We start from the raw sequence: 18230 nt of genomic DNA, 5'->3' as shown, positions 1-18230 counted from the left end.
ACCCCTTATGATGAAATTATCGTAGGGGGTATTCTACATTATTATTCTGATGTGATAAGTGTGAGTAAGTCTTTTCAAATTTCCTGATTTATGAGAAGATGTGGACAGAACAATTCATATGCAATTATATTTCGAAATCGATAAGGGAGGCATCATCATGTCTGAAGAAAAGCATTTGTCGTTTGAGACTCTAGCCATTCATGCAGGACAAGAAATAGATCCTAGCACAATGTCACGAGCGGTTCCACTGTATCAGACCACTTCTTATGGATTTCAGGATAGTGATCATGCAGCCAATTTATTCGCACTAAAAGAGTTCGGAAATATTTATACTCGAATTATGAATCCTACGACGGATGTATTCGAGCAACGCATTGCCGCCCTTGAAGGAGGCGCTGGAGCATTAGCAACAGCATCGGGGCAAGCCGCCATTACATTCTCGATACTTAATATCGCAGGTGCTGGTGATGAGATTGTTTCTTCATCTAGTCTATATGGTGGAACATATAATTTGTTTGCCAATACATTATCCAAGTTAGGAATCAAAGTGCATTTCGTAGATTCCAACAATCCGGAGAATTTCCGTGCTTTAATTACGGACAAGACGAAGGCTCTTTATGCGGAGACGATTGGTAACCCGCAAGGAAATATTCTAGATATAGAAGCGGTAGCTAATATAGCTCATGAATATGGCTTGCCACTTATTGTAGATAATACATTCCCGAGCCCTTATTTACTTCGTCCTATTGAACATGGAGCAGATATCGTTGTTCATTCCGCAACAAAGTTTATTGGCGGTCATGGTACATCCATTGGTGGTGTGATTGTTGATGCTGGTAAATTCGATTGGAAAGCTAGTGGTCGGTTCCCAGGTCTTACGGAGCCAGATCCAAGTTATAATGGCGTAATCTATACGGATGCTGTTGGGCCAATTGCCTACATTATCAAAGCCAGAGTTCAATTGTTAAGAGATATGGGTTCATCCATTTCTCCATTCAACTCTTGGATGCTAATACAGGGACTTGAGACACTACATCTTCGCATGGAACGTCATAGCGAGAATGCATTGAAGGTCGCTCAATATTTAGAGAAGCATGATGAAGTAGAATGGGTAAGTTATGCTGGTCTTTCAAGCCATCCATCCTATGAATTAGGTAAGAAATATCTACCTAAGGGTAATGGCGCGATCCTAACGTTCGGTATCAAAGGCGGTACGCAAGCTGGACGTAAATTAATTGAGGGTGTTAAGTTATTCTCTCATTTGGCGAATGTAGGTGACTCGAAGTCATTAATCATTCATCCGGCAAGCACAACACATGCTCAGCTGTCAGAACAAGAACAGTTGGCGGCAGGGGTCAGTCCCGAAATGATCCGTTTATCGGTTGGAACTGAGTTTATCGGTGATATTCTAGCTGACTTAGAACAAGCCATTCAAATTAGCCCGAATTAAATATATAAGTATTAACTCTTCAGTAAAAGGTATCCCACTAGCGTTAAAACTAGGGGATGCCTTTTTTATATGCCTATTTAAGGGCGCGTCTATTTACTTCATAGAAAAAAGGATGTATAATAAATCCATAATGTTGCATTAGGTAAAAATAATTGCATAAGAGAAAGAAATGATTCTCATTCTCAATTACATGCTGCTCCGGATATTCCGGAGCAGCATGAGTCATTTTTAGGGATATAATAATGCAACTCATTCTCAATAAGGAAGGTGTTCATAATGGAAAATGCTCAGAAAGCTTTATCAAGGATGAATTCGGTTCAGATCTCATCAAAAGGTAACAGTCCTCAGCCGCAGAAAAAGAGAGAATTTGATTTAAAAAGTATGCTTAGAAATCAAGAGATGCTCTGTGCGATAGGGAGTGGTATTCTTACGCTGTTAGCTTGGTCAGTGGGGCACTCCTATGAATACCTAGCGATAATCATGTATGTGGCGGCATATACCATTGGAGGATGGACTACTGCGAAAGAAGGAATCAAGACATTAATAGAAGATCACGATCTAGATGTCAATCTATTGATGATTGCAGCAGCAATGGGTGCGGCATCTATTGGATATTGGAATGAGGGTGCGCTACTTATATTTATATTCGCATTTAGCGGAGCTCTGGAGAGTTACACAATGGAGAGAAGTAAGAAGGATATTTCTTCATTACTAGCGTTGAAGCCAGAGACAGCTATTCGAATTGAGAATGGGGAAATGATCAAGGTAACGATTGAAGAGCTTCAGATTGGGGATGTATTTCTCGTCAAGCCAGGAGAATTGATTCCAGCGGATGGTTGTGTTCAACGTGGTTATTCCGCAGTTAACCAAGCTTCGATTACGGGAGAAGCAATTCCTGTAGATAAGCAGTTAGGTGATGATGTATTCGCTGGTACGATGAATGGAGAAGGTGTACTCTATGTCGAGGTTACTCAATCCGCAGAATCAACTGTTTTCGCCAAAATTATTAAGTTAGTTGAAGAAGCGGAAAGTGAAGAGCCCCAATCTCAACGTTTCATTAAACGATTTGAATCCATCTATGCACGTGTGGTTGTAGTGATCACATTAGCAGTGATTATGATTATGCCACTATTATTGGACTTTACTTGGGGAGATTCATTCTATAAAGCTATGGTGTTTCTAGTGGTTGCATCTCCATGCGCCTTAGTATCCTCTATTATGCCAGCTATGCTATCGGCTATTTCTAACCGGGCACGTAAAGGAATTCTATTTAAGGGTGGAGCCCACGTAGAGAATTTGGCGTTGACCTCTGTTGTTGCTTTTGATAAGACAGGTACGCTTACGCTAGGTACACCTCAAGTGACAGATTTGATTCTAGATGAGACATATGATCGTGAAGAAGTACTCACGATATGTGCATCTGTAGAGCAGTTGTCTGATCATCCTCTCGCAAAGGCTATTATAACTAAAGTACAAGAAGAGCTGGCTGAGTTGGTATGCAAAGAGGTGGATTCTGTTCAATCTATCACCGGTTGGGGAATGTCGGCTGAAGTGGATGGGGCGATCTGGAAGATTGGTAAGAGTAATAACCTAGAATCACTTGCAATAGAGTCGGTCTGGTTAGAACATAGACGGCGGTTGATGAGTGAAGGAAAGACGGTATCGGTCATTATGAATGATGACCGTGTCGTTGGACTTGTTGCCTTCCAAGACACCATTCGTGCTAAGGCAGCACAAGCTGTGAAATCACTACAGGCTTTAGGTATACAAGTTGCCATGCTCACAGGCGATCATGAAGATACGGCACAGGTTATTGGCAGACAGATCGGTGTTGACTTTGTGTATGCTGATCTACAACCAGAGGAGAAGGTTGCACATATTAGAGAGTTAAGAGATAAATATGGTCATGTGGTTATGGTGGGGGATGGCGTAAATGATGCACCAGCACTTGCTACAGCAACTGTCGGTATTGGTATGGGGATGAACGGAAGTGGTACGGCATTAGAAGTGGCAGATGTCGTTCTTATGAATGATAATATTGAAGAGATTGCGAGTACGATTCAATTGGCACGACGAGCCCAAAGAATTATTAAACAGAATATGGGCTTTGCAATAACCGTTATTCTGACATTAATTATAAGTAACTTCTTTGCAGATATTGCTCTTCCTTTTGGTGTGGTTGGACACGAAGGTAGCACTATATTAGTTATATTGAATGGACTACGACTGCTCAAATGAACTGTAACAAATAAGTTGACAAAAGTCTTTTTATGAAACATAATGGTTACTATATAATAATCATTATAAATAAATAGTTATTAAATTATTTTTTGTTGAAACAGGAGGATATATGATGTATAAATCAATTATTGTAGGAACAGGACCTGCTGGGTTAACCGCTGCTATATATTTAGCTCGTGCGAATATGAAGCCACTTGTTATTGAAGGGCCGCAACCAGGCGGTCAATTAACAACAACAACTGAGATCGAGAATTTCCCAGGATTCCCAGAAGGAATTATGGGTCCAGAACTCATGGATCAAATGCGCAAACAAGCCGAGCGCTTCGGTGCGGAATTCCGGACAGGTTGGGTGAATAGTGTGGACTTAGAAGAACGTCCATTTAAGTTAAATGTAGAAGGTATCGGTGAATTGGTCACAGAAACTCTAATTCTATCCACCGGCGCTACAGCGAAATACTTAGGCATACCTAATGAGCAAGAGAACATCGGTCGCGGTGTGAGTACTTGCGCAACGTGCGACGGTTTCTTTTTCCGAGGTAAGGAGATCGTGGTTGTTGGAGGTGGCGATTCAGCACTAGAGGAAGCGAACTTCCTAACCAAATTTGCATCCAAAGTAACACTCGTTCACCGTCGTGAGGAATTACGTGCATCTAAGATTATGCAGGATCGAGTTCGTAACAATGATAAAGTAGAATGGGCTCTAAATAGAGCACCAATAGAAGTATCCGTCGGTGAGAAAGGTGTTAATGGCCTTAAGGTTCTTAATAATGAGACAGGTCAAGAAGAATTGATCGAAGCTAGCGGTGTGTTTGTAGCGATTGGTCATCATCCGAACACAGCATTTCTAGGTGGGAAGATCACAACAGATGAGAATGGCTATATTGTTGTGACACCAGGTACAACGCAGACGAATATCGAGGGTGTCTTTGCATGTGGTGATGTTCAGGATACGAGATATAGACAGGCAATCACAGCAGCAGGTAGCGGCTGTATGGCTGCAATGGATTGTGAGAAGTATGTGGAGAGCCTTGAATATAGCGAAGTTAAGAACTAATATATAGAGATTATTAAATCCAATATGAAATGCTTAAATAAAGGAGATATGAATATGGAGAACGTTATTGTATATACGAGTTCGAATTGTCCGCACTGTCGTCAAGTGAAGTCATTCTTGGGAGATAAGGGAATTCAATATGAAGAACGTAATATTGAAGAGAATGAAGATTTCGCTCAACAAGTCTGGGATATGGGTCTAAGAGCTGTTCCCGTGACCATCATTGGTGAATATCAGATTGTGGGTATGAATACAACTCAGTTCAATAAAGCGTTGAATCCTGAAGCTTAATACGAATGATGAAAAAGGGATAACCTTCCAACAAGTGGAGGGTTATCCCTTTTTTTTGGTACATATTGTGTCAGAAGAACAATACCATACTTATTTGGAATACAACATATGTCATGATGCCCGCGAGGATGAGCATGAATCCGGACTTCCGTTTAGCTTGAAAGAAACGCAGAATAGCTAGACTGAATAATGGAGCAATCACGAGTAGAAATAATAATACTGTAATGAACATTTGGGCCGAAATATTAGATGTATCAACGTAAGTCAAAGAGGTTCTCCTCATTTCTGTGGGAATATGACATTAATCACTATCGTTATTTCTATTATAGCGAAACCTACGTCCAACGGTAGTATAAAAAAAGGCGAAAATGCGACGAATTAATAGTTGCAGCGCAAGTTTAAAAAGTTAGCGTCTCAAGATTCCTCTTACAATGTAATACGAACATGACCGAGAAATGAGGAAACCGCAGCATAAGATGCTCCAAGCATGGCTGAACGACTACCGAGTGCGGAGAATTGAATCTGTAATTGACTTCGGTGATAAGGTAAAGTACGTTCTGCAACAACATTCTGCAATGAGCTTTCTAGCCAATCCTTAGCATCGGCAAGGGGACCACCAATAATGATCAGTTCCGGATTGAAGCTATTGACTATATTGGTAATTCCGATGCCGAGATACCGTCCAATATCATTGTATAAGTTAAGAATGTCCTTCTCTTGTTGAAGAGCATATGGAATGAGTTCGCGAGTTGAACGAGCAGGTAATTGTCTCGCTGGATCGTCATAAGCGATCTCTGAAGCGTATAATTCCCAACAACCTCGGTTCCCACAAGAGCATTTGTGACCATTAGTTTCAATAGTCATGTGACCCGTTTCTCCAGCATAGCCTCGAGCACCTTTATAGAGTTCTCCGTCGATGATAATGCCTGACCCAATCCCCATGCCAGCACTGATATAGATGAGATGACGAACATCAATGCCAGCACCATAATGAAGTTCACCTTCGGCACCTGCATTAGCTTCATTATCTACCGTTACTGGGATGCTGAATGCTTCTTCAAGGATCGTCTTTAACGGAATCATCTCCCAACCTAGATTGGGTGCGAACAGTATAGTGCCGTATTCATCGACCATACCTGGTACACCAACGCCAATGCCAACGATGCCATGTGGAGAGGGAGGTGCTTGCAACATAAGTGAGCGAATAGCCTTAATCAATTCTTCGAGGACAAAAGAAAAATCTTGATGGAGTAACTTAACGCTATATTCAGCAACGATCTGGTCTTCCAGATCAGTTAATATTCCAGTTAAATGGGTGACGCTAAGTTCTAAACCGATGGCGTGTCCAGCAGTTCGATGAAAAATAAGCAACGTTGGCTTACGCCCCCCACTAGACTTGCCAGGGCCAATCTCTTCGACGAGGTGTGTTTTCAACAATTCAAGTACAAGATTGGAAACGGTGGCCTTGTTGAGACCTGTCATTTCAGATATACGTATGCGCGATAGTGGGCCATAGCGGCGGATTGCATCGAGTACAATAGACATATTTATTTTTTTAACAAGCGTTTGATCACCAGTTATTTTCATGAAAAAAGTACACATCCTTTATAGATTACAATTAGGAAACAAAAACTTAGTTTAATGGATATACAAAGTATAGCGGATATGATAGGATAGCGGTATTACAATAACATATTAGTTCAATTATGAGGAGGATATTTTTCATGGCCTATTTTGATCAAGTTGGAAAAATTGCTTACGAAGGAAACAGTTCTACTAATCCATTAGCTTTTAAAAATTATAACCCAGAAGAAGTGATTGCTGGTAAAACAATGGAAGAACATTTTCGTTTCGGCATGGCATATTGGCATACATTGACTGCGGGAGGTTCTGATCAGTTCGGTGCTAACACTGCTGTTCGTTCATGGGATAAATTTACGGGTATGGATCTTGCTAAAGCTCGTGTTGAAGCAGGATTTGAATTTATGGACAAAATGAGCCTACCATTCTTCTGTTTCCATGATATTGACATCGCTCCAGAAGGAAACAACCTTCGTGAATTCCAAAGTAACATTGATGTTATCGTTGGATTGATTGAAGATCAAATGAAGGCAACAGGCAAGAAATTACTCTGGAATACAGCAAATATGTTCACGAATCCTCGCTTCATGCATGGTGCAGCATCAACGAACAACGCGGATGTTTACGCCCATGCGGCAGCACAAATTAAGAAAGGTCTTGAAGTTGGTAAACGTCTAGGCGCTGAGAACTATGTATTCTGGGGTGGTCGTGAAGGTTACGAAACTCTTCTTAATACGGATATGCAATTGGAACAAGACAACTTAGGTCGTATGTTCCACATGGCTGTAGATTATGCTAAGGAAATCGGATTTGATGCTCAATTCTTGATCGAGCCTAAACCGAAAGAGCCTACGAAGCACCAATATGACTATGATGCAGCTACATCTATTGCATTCTTGCAAAAATACGGCTTGGATAAACACTTCAAACTAAACCTTGAAGCTAACCATGCGACACTAGCTGGACATACGTTTGATCATGAAATTCGTGTAGCTCGTATTAACGGTATGTTGGGTTCATTGGATGCTAACCAAGGAGATATGCTTCTTGGATGGGATACAGATGAATTCCCTACCGATATTTACGATGCAACACTTACAATGTATGAAGTTCTTAAGAATGGTGGAATTGGTCGTGGTGGTGTAAACTTTGATGCTAAAGTACGTCGTGCTTCCTTCGAGCCAGAAGATTTGTTCTTATCACATATTGCGGGCATGGATACTTATGCTAAGGGATTGAGAGTCGCAGCTAAGTTAATTGAAGATCGCGTATTTGAGAATGTGATTGAAACTCGTTATAGCAGCTTTGGCGAAGGTATCGGAGCAGATGTTGTGTCTGGTAAAGCTACTTTATCATCACTTGCTGATTATGCACTTCATAATGAGAACCCACGCAAGAACATTTCAGGTCGTCAAGAGCATCTAAAAGCGACATTGAACCAATATATTTACGCGTAAAAATAGTTCTAAGGGCCGCTGCTCCTTTCCCATGGGAAGGCGGCGGTCTTCTTTTATCATTCATCTATTTATTCCGCATAGGAGGGGTATTATGAGTTATGTTATTGGGGTTGATTTGGGTACAAGCGCTGTGAAGACAGTACTTGTAGATCGAAAAGGCCGTGTGGTCTACGAAGTATCGGAAGCGTATCCGTTACTTCAGCCAAAGCCTGGTTATAGTGAGCAAGATCCTGAAGAATGGGTAGACAAGACTCTGATTTCTCTTCATAGAATGATGAAGGAATCGGGTGTGAAGTCTTCGGAAGTTGAAGGACTAAGCTTTTCAGGTCAGATGCATGGGTTAGTATTGGTCGATGATGCTGGGCAAGTGCTTCGTAATGCAATTCTATGGAACGATACCCGAACAACGTCACAGTGTCGTAATATTGAGAAGGTATTAGGTAATGACCTTCTGCAAATTGCACGCAATCGGGCATTAGAAGGATTCACCCTACCTAAAATTCTGTGGGTGCAAGAGCATGAACCACAAGTTCTTAAGAGAGCAGCATTATTCCTACTACCTAAAGATTACGTAAGATTCCGTTTAACAGGGGACTATGCTATGGATTACTCTGATGCTGCAGGAACATTATTACTTGATGTTGCTGGTAAGAAGTGGAGCGAAGAGATTGCAACTGCATTCGAACTGCCTGTATCCATTTGTCCAAGGCTGGTTGAATCCTTTGATCTTGTAGGAACATTACTTCCTGAGATTGCTGAGAAGTCTGGATTACTCCCAGAGACCAAGGTATTTGCAGGTGGAGCGGATAATGCTTGTGGTGCCATTGGAGCGGGTATTCTAAGTGAAGGTCAAACGATGTGTAGTATCGGTACTTCCGGAGTTATACTATCTTATGAAGAACGTAAGGATTTGGATTTCGAAGGAAAAGTTCACTTCTTTAACCATGGGGAGAAAGATGCATTCTATATTATGGGTGTTACTTTGGCTGCTGGTTATAGTCTGCAGTGGTTCAAAGAAACATTCGCAGCAGATCTCACTTTCGATCAAATGCTTGAGGGAATTGATAGTATTCCAGCAGGTAGTGGTGGTTTGCTCTTCACGCCATATATCGTCGGTGAACGTACACCGCATCCAGATGCGAACATTCGTGGTAGCTTTATCGGAATGGACGCAGGACATCAACGTGCGCATTTCGCACGCTCTGTGATGGAGGGAATTACGTTCTCATTGAAGGAATCTATTGATATCCTACGTGCGTCTGGGAAGACGATATCTGAAGTCATCTCCATCGGTGGGGGAACGAAGAATGAGAATTGGCTACAAATGCAGGCGGACATCTTCAATGCTACGATTCTGAAGTTAGAGACTGAACAAGGACCTGCTATGGGGGCAGCTATGCTAGCTGCTTACGGAAGCGGTTGGTTCCCAACTCTTCAAGAATGTGCATCTCATTTCTTACGAACAGCTAAGTCATATGTACCGAATCCAGAAACTGTTGCGGTATATGAGCAATTATTCAGTCTTTACCAGGAAGTTTACGGACAAACACGTGATTTGAACAATAAATTAGCAGCATTTCGTCAGTAATTACAACAAATATATTGGATAAAAGCGCCATTGTTCCTTTGTATAAAGGAGACAACGGCGCTTTTTATTTTCGTGTAAGGACCGAGAATGAGCAGAGTTAGAGTGGCATGTTCAATTATATAGAGCATATATATCATTGGATGGTAAACTTGACGTTCTTGTAAGTTTATTATGTTACAATGTATTTGTGAAATAATTACAGAAGGGCAGGGTATTCATGAGAATAGTCGGCAAACGACTTGTTAAAGCATTGATCATTGGCGCCCTGTTGAGCGTTTCAATTCCATCTACTCTATATTTCAAGCATGTATATGCGGCATCTAAGACTACCGTGGCAAGATCAGTTAGTGATATACAACAAGTGCTACTAACCGCAATGAATGCTCATCAAGTGGATGTTACATTTAAATATAAAGGTAAAACAAGTTCGCTCAAGACACAATTGAAGCAAGCATTAGATCAAGCAATGGAAAGTGATCCTTATATTAATTATACCATTGCAAGCTACGGCTACTCTTATCGCGGTAGTTCAAATAATGCTGATGTAAGTGTGAAACTTAGTTATCGCGAAACAGCTCAACAAACAGCTTATGTAGAGAAAACGGTAAAGAATATCTTGAAAGAATTGATCAAGCCTGGGATGAATGATCATGAAAAGGTAAAGATCATCCATGATTGGATCGTTACTCGTTTGAAGTATGATACAACATTACAGAAGTACACGGCATATGATGGTCTAAATACGGGAAGTACGGTATGTCAAGGCTATTCGTTACTAACTTATAAAATGCTTACTGAAGCAGGGATTAGCAACAGAATCGTGGAAGGTGTTGCTACACCAGAAGGTAGCAAGGATAGCCAACTTCATGCCTGGAATTTAGTTCTTGTATCAGGAATATGGTATCATTTGGATACGACGTGGGATGATCCTATCCCCGACCAGAAGAATGTCGTTAGTACAGCTTATTATCTGTTAACGGATAAGCAGATGCGTAAAGATCACAGTTGGACAAAGCCGTATCCACGTGCAGAGACCTTATATAGGGACACGATATCGACACTTTTGGATCAGGGTGGGAGTCAAGCGTCCTATTATGGAGAACTGAAGCGCGATCTTCAATATCACTTGTATGATAAACAAGAGATTGTGAGTACTAAACAGCAGCTGATATCTCAGGCGAAGGAAAGAATTAGACAGAGTGAGCATTCTTTATTATTTCGCTTTCAAGGAAGCGAAAGTACACTAATGGATGTGCTACAACATTTATATTCATTAGATATGAAAGGCATCTCATATCATCATAGTCCGTTCGATGGAACGAATGATCTAAAGGTGACGGTGACTTGGAGATAAGTTGGGAATGAATAAGAGAGCATCCTTGTCATAAACGACTTGGATGCTCTCTTATTCTGGTGGGATATAATGATATCCATCTTCATATTAGGATGGACTTCTTCCAGCCATCTGTTGCCATATGGTACCCGCTGCTGCTTCACCAGATTCAATACGTTCAAGAGCCATTCTTGCTTGTAGACTAACTTCAAATTCAGGGTCATCTATTGCCGCTTCAAGAGCTTCGCGTGCTGAATTAGTTCCTACTTCATATAAGAAGCGAGCAGCACGCCAACGTACAATTTTGCTGGTATCTTGTAACGAATCCATCATAGCTTCTGTAGCACTAGCATCACCAATATCGGATAGTGTATCGCCTGCTGTTCGGCGGACAGCGGCCGATTTATCTTGAAGTGCAACATACAGTAGTTTCATAGCTTCTGGGGAAGCAAGATCACCCAGATAGATGATTGCAAGACGACGGATTGCGACTTTGGAATCATGAAGTGCTGTGCGAATGATCTCAATTCTCTGTTCTGAGGGTGTCATTCCATCCAATGCAGCGTACCGTATTCGCCAATCCTCATGTTGAAGAGCTTCCTCCAGTTGTTGGTCATTCAATAAAGTACGCTTTTCCGTGAACTCTTCATCACTGATACCATGTGCAATGGCTTGCTGCACGAGTTGTTGAACTCTTTCCTCAGGATAAGCCGCTTCTAGTTCTTGTTCTACTTCACGTGCAATATCTTCAAGTTCGCCATACCTGACACCGTAATCAGCAAGCTTACGTTCTTTAATCATTGTTGAACTTGCCACTTCTGTGATCGCTAGGGTGAATCGGTTGGATAGAGCAATGCGTTCCTCGCGACCTTGGGCTTTCACACGAATCTGCATGGGGATACCTCGGAAATATTGTACTAGAACTTCGGCATCGCCGTAATGCTGAGCGGAATCAGTATCTTCGTCAGACCAGTTGGCTGTTAATCCATCTTGTCCAAGGCGTTCTTGTAACTCACCTAAGATAGCAGACCAGTCGGCATTGCCTTTGCGCTCAAGTGCTGCGAAGTCACTAGTATGAAATACACTTTTGACGCCAGGGATATGAAGCATATCTCGAATCCAAGGAGGAGCAGAAAGTTCATTATCCAAGGTATATGTTTTTCGCAATCCATTCTCTATCGTGTGGTCCAAATGTAGCTTCATCGTATTGGGACTTGGTGTTGGCTCTATAAAAGTAATTTTCACGGGTATAGCACATCCTTTCTGTCTATCTTAGTGTAACTCAAATTTAACTTAATTAAAAAGAAGATGGAGTTGATGGATATGAATTTCTTGACGAAATGCTTCAAGACACAGCGAAGGATAGTCAAAAATCCAATAAATAAGTCTTTTACAATATGTGCTTTGGAACCCAAACATATGGAGATTTACTTGAATGAGCATCCTATAGCCGGAAGAAGAGAATGAAGAGGACTTTTCAAATGCATTATATTTTTTAAATATAAATATTTTGGTTTGTTATAGTTTGTTTAAGTAAATACCAAAAATTATGAACACCTAGAATAGGCTTAGATTAGACAACCTATTTGTGTTATAATGTATTCAGCTAAATTTGAAGGGAAATGATTATTTCATGATCAGTACAAGCGGCGTGACTCTTCGTTATGGAAAGCGCGCACTTTTTGAAGATGTAAACATAAAATTCACACCAGGTAATTGTTACGGTCTAATTGGAGCGAACGGTGCTGGTAAATCCACATTCTTAAAGATTCTATCGGGCGAGATTGAAGCGAACTCAGGTGACGTTCATATGACACCGGGGGAACGTATGGCAGTACTTAAACAGAACCATTATGAATATGATGAGTTCCCTGTCCTTGAAGTTGTTATTATGGGACATATCCGACTGTATGACATTATGAAAGAGAAGGATACATTGTATGCAAAATCTGATTTCTCTGAACAGGATGGTCTACGTGCAGGTGAGTTAGAAGGAGAGTTCGCAGAATTGAATGGTTGGGATGCTGAGCCAGATGCAGCAGCGCTGTTAATTGGTCTTGGTATACATCGTGATCTTCATGATAAGCCAATGAAGGAATTGGGTGGAAATGAGAAAGTTCGCGTATTATTAGCACAAGCACTCTTTGGTCGTCCCAATAACTTACTACTCGATGAGCCTACGAACCATTTGGATCTTGAATCGATCGGTTGGTTAGAGAATTTCTTGATGGATTATGAAGGTACAGTTATTGTCGTATCCCATGACCGTCACTTTTTGAATAAAGTATGTACGCATATCGCTGATATTGACTTTGGTAAAATACAGATGTACGTAGGTAACTATGATTTCTGGTATGAATCAAGCCAGCTTGCCCTACGCTTATCACGTGATATGAACAAGAAGAAAGAAGAGAAGATGAAAGAACTACAAGCGTTCATTCAACGCTTCTCAGCGAATGCATCTAAGTCCAAGCAGGCTACATCACGTAAGAAACAACTCGAGAAGATTACACTAGATGATATTCGACCATCTAGCCGTAAATATCCATTCTTACATTTCAAGCCAGAACGTGAAGCGGGTAAGCAACTGCTTACAGTCGATAATCTAAATAAAACAGTCAATGACGAATTAGTCCTTGAACAAGTGAGTTTCGTAGTTAATAAAGGCGATAAGATTGCACTGGTCGGTCCAAATAGCCTTCCTAAATCCACATTGTTTGATGTCCTTATGGGAGAACAAGAGGCGAATTCAGGTGAATACACTTGGGGTGTTACGACAACACAAGCTTATTTCCCGAAGGATAACTCACGTTATTTCGATGGTGTAGATATGAACTTAGTTGATTGGTTGCGACAGTATTCACAAGATCAAGATGAAACGTTCTTACGTGGATTTTTGGGTCGTATGTTGTTTGCTGGAGAAGAAGCTTTGAAGAAAGCTAGTGTCCTCTCTGGAGGAGAAAAGGTACGCTGTATGCTGGCCAAGATGATGTTGAATGGAGCTAACGTGCTTATATTCGATGAACCAACGAATCACTTGGATCTAGAATCAATTACAGCTCTGAACAACGGCCTAACGGATTTCGATGGAACGATACTCTTTACATCTCATGACCATCAGTTCATTCAGACCATTGCGAATCGGATTATAGAGATCACACCTACGGGTATTATTGATCGTACGATGAGTTATGATGAATATTTAGAGAGTGATGAAGTAAAGGCTCTACGTGAGCAAATGTATCCAGCAGAATAAAATAATAATATTTCAGATCAATGACCCGTTACAGGATCCTTTGAACAAGGGGACTGTTTACGGGTCATTTGTTTTTTATAAACGTAATTTATGTTGGTGTTGATAAGTATCATATTTAGTTGATCTGTCAGATAGAATGTGTAAGCGTTCTCATGTAAGCTTGATTTAGTCGGAAGAACACAGAGGAGGATATGAGACATGGCACAACTTTCCGTAAATAAATCGGTGGAATCCAAGCCACCTTTACGGCCACCTAGAAATGTAGTGAGAACATTTCTTAAACAGATTGATTTACAGCTTATGGTACTTCCAGCTTTAGCGCTTATTATACTGTTTAGTTACGTTCCCATGTATGGCGTGTTGATCGCATTCCAGGATTATAAAATAGGAAATAGTTTTATCGGTAATCCATGGGTCGGGTTTAAACATTTTGCGTATTTCTTTAATTCACCAGACTTTGCATTGGTGATGAAGAATACCATTGTGATCAGCTTACTAAAGTTCGGAATTGGCTTTCCTGCACCTATCATTCTAGCTTTAATGTTGAATGAAGTGAGAAAAGCGAGATTCAAGAGAATTGTACAGACGATTACATATTTGCCGCACTTTATGTCATGGGTTATTCTTGGGGGCTTAGTTGGTTCGTTGCTTGCTACGGATAATGGTAGTGTGAACATGCTACTTGAGAAGCTGAATTTAATAGATGAACCTGTTAACTTTCTCTCGATGCCCGAATATTTCAGAACTATTCTTGTATCAACGAATGTGTGGAAAGAGATTGGATTCGGTTCCATTGTATACTTAGCAGCTATCGCAGGTGTTGATCCTAGCTCCTATGAAGCAGCTTCGATAGACGGAGCAAGTCGATTCAAACAAATATATTTAATTACTATTCCTTCTATAATGCCTGTGGTTTCTATCTTTATGATTCTTGCCATTGGGAACTTGTTGAGTGCTGGGTTTGAAGACATTCTCGTTCTCGCACCCAATCCTGCACTCCGAGATGTATCCGATGTTATCGATACGTATGTCATAAGAGTCGGTATCAATAATTACCGGTATTCCTATGCTACTGCCGTGGGTCTGTTCAAAGCTGTTATTAGTGTAGGGTTACTCACGATCGCTAACTATGTGGCTAGAAAGTCGGGTAACAGTCTATGGTAATCATGACACAAGAACAGGAGGTGCATACGGATGCGAGACACTAAAGGCGATCGCTTTATGATTATATTCATCTATGTATTTCTAACCGTATTAGCTATATCGACAATCTATCCATTTCTGAATGCGATTGCGATTTCACTTAATCAAGGATCCGACACTGCGAAAGGGGGGATTACGCTTTGGCCAAGACAATTCACGTTGGAGAATTATAACATCGTCTTCAAGGATGAACGATTAATGACTGGTTTTTATATATCTGTATTACGTACCGTGGTAGGTACAGTAACTGCGATATTGGCGACAGCTATTTTCTCATACGGCATGTCAAAGAAAGAATTGATAGGTCGTAAATACTATATGGTTCTGTGTATCATCACGATGTACTTCTCAGGTGGTCTCATTCCATCGTTTCTATTGATGCGTAATCTTGGCTTGATGAACTCATTCTGGATCTTCATTATTCCATCATTGATTGGTGTATGGAACATGATTATATTCCGAACGTTCTTTCAAGGATTACCTTCAGGGTTGGAAGAATCAGCTAAAATGGACGGATGTGGGAACTGGGGTACATTATTTCGTATCGTTTTACCGCTATCAGGTCCTGTCATTGCTACACTAGCATTATTTACAGCCGTGTCGCACTGGAATGAATGGTTCTTAGCGAGTATCTATATTTCAAAAGATGAGTTGATGCCTATTCAGACGATATTGAAGCAAATCTTGGCTTCTAATATTGTATCTGAACAATCGGCTAGTCTAGATGCTGCTTCATTAGCCCGTATGCAGTCGGCGAAGACAATTACAAGTAAATCGCTATCGATGGCGACGATGATGGTAGCCACGGTACCTATTGTTATGGTGTATCCATTTGTTCAGAAATATTTCGTTAAAGGTGTGTTAGTCGGTTCTCTGAAGGAGTAGCAATCCATAACAAGCTACGTTAAGAATCGAACGAGAAAGATTTCGGAGCCTTGTGCTTTGAATATAAATAAAAGTTTGAAAGGGGATTAAGTAATAATGAAAAAAAGAGGCAAGTTGTTTGGCAGTATGTTGTCAATCGTAATGGTCCTATCATTAATAGTTGGTTGTTCTGGTTCAGGCAATGGAAACGCTGCGGATCCAGTAAAAGAGACACCGAATTCAGGGAACACAACAGAGGTGAAAGAAGAAGCATCTGCGATGTATGAATTAGGGAAAGAACAATTAGATATCACATTGTTTGGTGCTTATGATTGGTACACGATGCAGCCTAAATGGGGTTCAGAAGAAACAACAAAATTTGTTCAAGATACGAAGAAAGTTACAGTCACTGAAATTCCAAATGGAGGAAATGCTGTTCAGAAGTTAAACACAATGATTGCTTCTGGCGAACTTCCAGACATTATTTGGGGCGAGCGAGGCGCTGATGTAGAACGTTTACGTGAGGCAGGAATGTTAGTACCTTTAGATGATTATATTGAGAAATATCCTAACCTAAAGAAGTGGTTAAGCCCGTTAGCACTTAATATGTTACGTTCATCAGACGGAAAGATTTATCAGTTCCCTAACTGGTATACGAATCGTCCTAACGGAAATGCAGGTTGGGTTGTAAATAAGAAAATTTATGAAGAATTGGGTTCACCGAAATTAGAAACAACGGATGACCTATATGCCTATCTGAAATCAGTAAAGGAGAAATTCCCTGATGTTATTCCTTTTGAATCTGACTTAGCGAAAGAAGGACAAGGAATTGATCAGATTTTCTCCGCTTTCAAAGAAGATAACTTTAGTTTCACAAGATATTTTGCAGTACCAGAAGGCGATAAGTTAACTTCAATATACAAAGACGAAGGATTCAGAGAGTCCATTGTTTATGCGGCTAGATTATTCCGTGAGAAGTTGATGACACAAGATGCTATGACACAAACACGTGATCAAGTGCAAGAAAAATTAAATAACGGGAATGTAGCTGTATATGCTTCTACGAACCCAACTACGTTTGCTAGTGAAGCTCATACGGCATTGACCAAGGTTGATCCTGATGCAGGTTACTTCATGGTATGGCCAATTCATAAGGAAGGTCTAGATAAGAACAAGATCTTCCCAGGTACCTACAATACACTTGGATGGAATGCAGCTGTTATTACGACAGCCGCGAAAGACCCAGAAGCTGTCTTTGCTTTCTTAGACTACTGGACGGGTCCTGAAGGAATGGCATTACAAATGTGGGGAGTCGAAGGTGGATATTGGGAAGGTCTAGAATCTGATGGTGTGACACCGAAATTCACAGATAAATATACGACAGATAAGGATGGTTTGGCGGAACATCAAACGATGATGGATCCATTAATGTGGGTAGGTAACACCGTATTTGTAGATGATATTAAAGGGAAGTTTGAAGCAACATTACCAGAGACAGAGCGTAACTGGTCAACTTACTGGCAATATGAAATTACTTGGAAGACACAAGGTGACGCAACGGAATTCATTAACTTGTTCCCACAACCAGAGAGTGAAGAGGGAATTGCGTTCCAACGTGTGAAGGACATCTGGCTGAAGGTTAGAGCACAGACATTGTATGCGAAGACAGATGAAGAGGCACTTGCTATGCTAGATAAGGCACATGAAGATTCGATGAAAGCTGGATTCCAATCCGTGCTTGATTTATATACAACGAAATGGCAGGCGAACAAAGAAATGATCAAAGGGAATTAATGTATATAGGGGGACCCGCAGGGTCCCTCTTTTTAATAGGGATAAATTCGTATTCTAGGTTCCAAATGTATTCATAGAAGGTATACTTAAGTTAGCATGTGATATCTCAATTGAGAGG

14 protein-coding genes are annotated in these 18230 nt (G+C 40.8%); 11 read left to right on the top strand and 3 right to left on the bottom strand.

Annotation, left to right across the window (positions count from 1 at the left end; all coding sequences use genetic code 11):
- Positions 1-157: 157 nt before the first annotated feature.
- The 4 genes from ACH8E3_RS13530 (at position 158) to ACH8E3_RS13515 (ending at position 5036) form a co-directional block, all read left to right on the top strand.
- Entirely contained in the window at positions 158-1450 is a 1293-nt protein-coding gene (locus tag ACH8E3_RS13530; protein WP_458633168.1) for a homocysteine synthase, read from the top strand.
- 276 nt (positions 1451-1726) lie between these two features.
- Entirely contained in the window at positions 1727-3688 is a 1962-nt protein-coding gene (locus ACH8E3_RS13525) for a heavy metal translocating P-type ATPase (protein ID WP_458633167.1), read from the top strand.
- A 115-nt stretch (positions 3689-3803) separates the two neighbouring features.
- Positions 3804-4745 carry a thioredoxin-disulfide reductase gene (gene trxB / locus ACH8E3_RS13520; protein ID WP_458633181.1) on the top strand — a complete coding sequence of 314 codons (942 nt, stop codon included), beginning with the start codon at positions 3804-3806 and terminating at the stop codon, positions 4743-4745.
- A gap of 54 nt (positions 4746-4799) precedes the next feature.
- A complete protein-coding gene (locus tag ACH8E3_RS13515; RefSeq protein ID WP_458633166.1) occupies positions 4800-5036 on the top strand; it encodes a glutaredoxin family protein in 237 nt (78 codons plus the stop codon).
- A gap of 70 nt (positions 5037-5106) precedes the next feature.
- On the opposite strand, the gene ACH8E3_RS13510 is transcribed toward ACH8E3_RS13515, so the two are convergent.
- Positions 5107-5304 (bottom strand): hypothetical protein, encoded by a 198-nt coding sequence (locus ACH8E3_RS13510; protein WP_458633165.1) that lies wholly within the window; start codon positions 5302-5304, stop codon positions 5107-5109.
- Positions 5305-5462: 158 nt separating this feature from the next.
- On the bottom strand, positions 5463-6623 hold the full coding sequence (locus tag ACH8E3_RS13505) for an ROK family protein (RefSeq protein ID WP_458633164.1): 1161 nt from the start codon (positions 6621-6623) through the stop codon (positions 5463-5465).
- Positions 6624-6760: 137 nt separating this feature from the next.
- On the opposite strand from ACH8E3_RS13505, the gene xylA reads away from it, so the two are divergent.
- From xylA to ACH8E3_RS13490, 3 genes are all read left to right on the top strand, one after another.
- On the top strand, positions 6761-8074 hold the full coding sequence (xylA, locus tag ACH8E3_RS13500) for a xylose isomerase (RefSeq protein ID WP_458633163.1): 1314 nt from the start codon (positions 6761-6763) through the stop codon (positions 8072-8074).
- A 91-nt stretch (positions 8075-8165) separates the two neighbouring features.
- Positions 8166-9662, top strand: a complete 1497-nt coding sequence (xylB, locus tag ACH8E3_RS13495) for a xylulokinase (protein ID WP_458633162.1) — start codon at positions 8166-8168, stop codon at positions 9660-9662.
- 217 nt (positions 9663-9879) lie between these two features.
- Positions 9880-11016: a transglutaminase domain-containing protein gene (locus tag ACH8E3_RS13490; protein ID WP_458633161.1), complete on the top strand. Its 1137-nt coding sequence runs from the start codon at positions 9880-9882 to the stop codon at positions 11014-11016.
- Between the two features lie 87 nt (positions 11017-11103).
- On the opposite strand, the gene ACH8E3_RS13485 is transcribed toward ACH8E3_RS13490, so the two are convergent.
- Positions 11104-12240 carry a virulence factor gene (locus ACH8E3_RS13485; RefSeq protein WP_458633160.1) on the bottom strand — a complete coding sequence of 379 codons (1137 nt, stop codon included), beginning with the start codon at positions 12238-12240 and terminating at the stop codon, positions 11104-11106.
- A gap of 388 nt (positions 12241-12628) precedes the next feature.
- Between ACH8E3_RS13485 and ACH8E3_RS13480 the strand changes: the two genes are divergently transcribed.
- The 4 genes from ACH8E3_RS13480 to ACH8E3_RS13465 all read left to right on the top strand — a co-directional run bounded on the left by ACH8E3_RS13480 (position 12629) and on the right by ACH8E3_RS13465 (position 18112).
- Positions 12629-14251 carry an ABC-F family ATP-binding cassette domain-containing protein gene (locus ACH8E3_RS13480; RefSeq protein ID WP_458633159.1) on the top strand — a complete coding sequence of 541 codons (1623 nt, stop codon included), beginning with the start codon at positions 12629-12631 and terminating at the stop codon, positions 14249-14251.
- Positions 14252-14449: 198 nt separating this feature from the next.
- Complete coding sequence (locus ACH8E3_RS13475) at positions 14450-15415, top strand: ABC transporter permease (protein WP_458633158.1); 966 nt, start codon at positions 14450-14452, stop codon at positions 15413-15415.
- A gap of 30 nt (positions 15416-15445) precedes the next feature.
- Complete coding sequence (locus ACH8E3_RS13470; protein ID WP_458633157.1) at positions 15446-16339, top strand: carbohydrate ABC transporter permease; 894 nt, start codon at positions 15446-15448, stop codon at positions 16337-16339.
- Positions 16340-16435: 96 nt separating this feature from the next.
- Positions 16436-18112 carry an extracellular solute-binding protein gene (locus ACH8E3_RS13465; protein ID WP_458633156.1) on the top strand — a complete coding sequence of 559 codons (1677 nt, stop codon included), beginning with the start codon at positions 16436-16438 and terminating at the stop codon, positions 18110-18112.
- Positions 18113-18230 lie beyond the last annotated feature (118 nt).

Source organism: Paenibacillus sp. CMAA1364, from assembly GCF_054373195.1.
This window is presented reverse-complemented; position numbering and strand designations above follow the sequence as displayed.

What these genes read in the sequence shown, in the direction of transcription:
- ACH8E3_RS13530 (WP_458633168.1), top strand. Translation starts at nt 158, where the DNA reads ATGTCTGAAGAAAAGCATTTGTCGTTTGAGACTCTAGCCATTCATGCA.
- ACH8E3_RS13525 (WP_458633167.1), top strand. Translation starts at nt 1,727, where the DNA reads ATGGAAAATGCTCAGAAAGCTTTATCAAGGATGAATTCGGTTCAGATC.
- trxB (WP_458633181.1), top strand. Translation starts at nt 3,804, where the DNA reads ATGTATAAATCAATTATTGTAGGAACAGGACCTGCTGGGTTAACCGCT.
- ACH8E3_RS13515 (WP_458633166.1), top strand. Translation starts at nt 4,800, where the DNA reads ATGGAGAACGTTATTGTATATACGAGTTCGAATTGTCCGCACTGTCGT.
- ACH8E3_RS13505 (WP_458633164.1), bottom strand. Translation starts at nt 6,623, where the DNA reads ATGAAAATAACTGGTGATCAAACGCTTGTTAAAAAAATAAATATGTCT.
- xylA (WP_458633163.1), top strand. Translation starts at nt 6,761, where the DNA reads ATGGCCTATTTTGATCAAGTTGGAAAAATTGCTTACGAAGGAAACAGT.
- xylB (WP_458633162.1), top strand. Translation starts at nt 8,166, where the DNA reads ATGAGTTATGTTATTGGGGTTGATTTGGGTACAAGCGCTGTGAAGACA.
- ACH8E3_RS13490 (WP_458633161.1), top strand. Translation starts at nt 9,880, where the DNA reads ATGAGAATAGTCGGCAAACGACTTGTTAAAGCATTGATCATTGGCGCC.
- ACH8E3_RS13480 (WP_458633159.1), top strand. Translation starts at nt 12,629, where the DNA reads ATGATCAGTACAAGCGGCGTGACTCTTCGTTATGGAAAGCGCGCACTT.
- ACH8E3_RS13475 (WP_458633158.1), top strand. Translation starts at nt 14,450, where the DNA reads ATGGCACAACTTTCCGTAAATAAATCGGTGGAATCCAAGCCACCTTTA.
- ACH8E3_RS13470 (WP_458633157.1), top strand. Translation starts at nt 15,446, where the DNA reads ATGCGAGACACTAAAGGCGATCGCTTTATGATTATATTCATCTATGTA.
- ACH8E3_RS13465 (WP_458633156.1), top strand. Translation starts at nt 16,436, where the DNA reads ATGAAAAAAAGAGGCAAGTTGTTTGGCAGTATGTTGTCAATCGTAATG.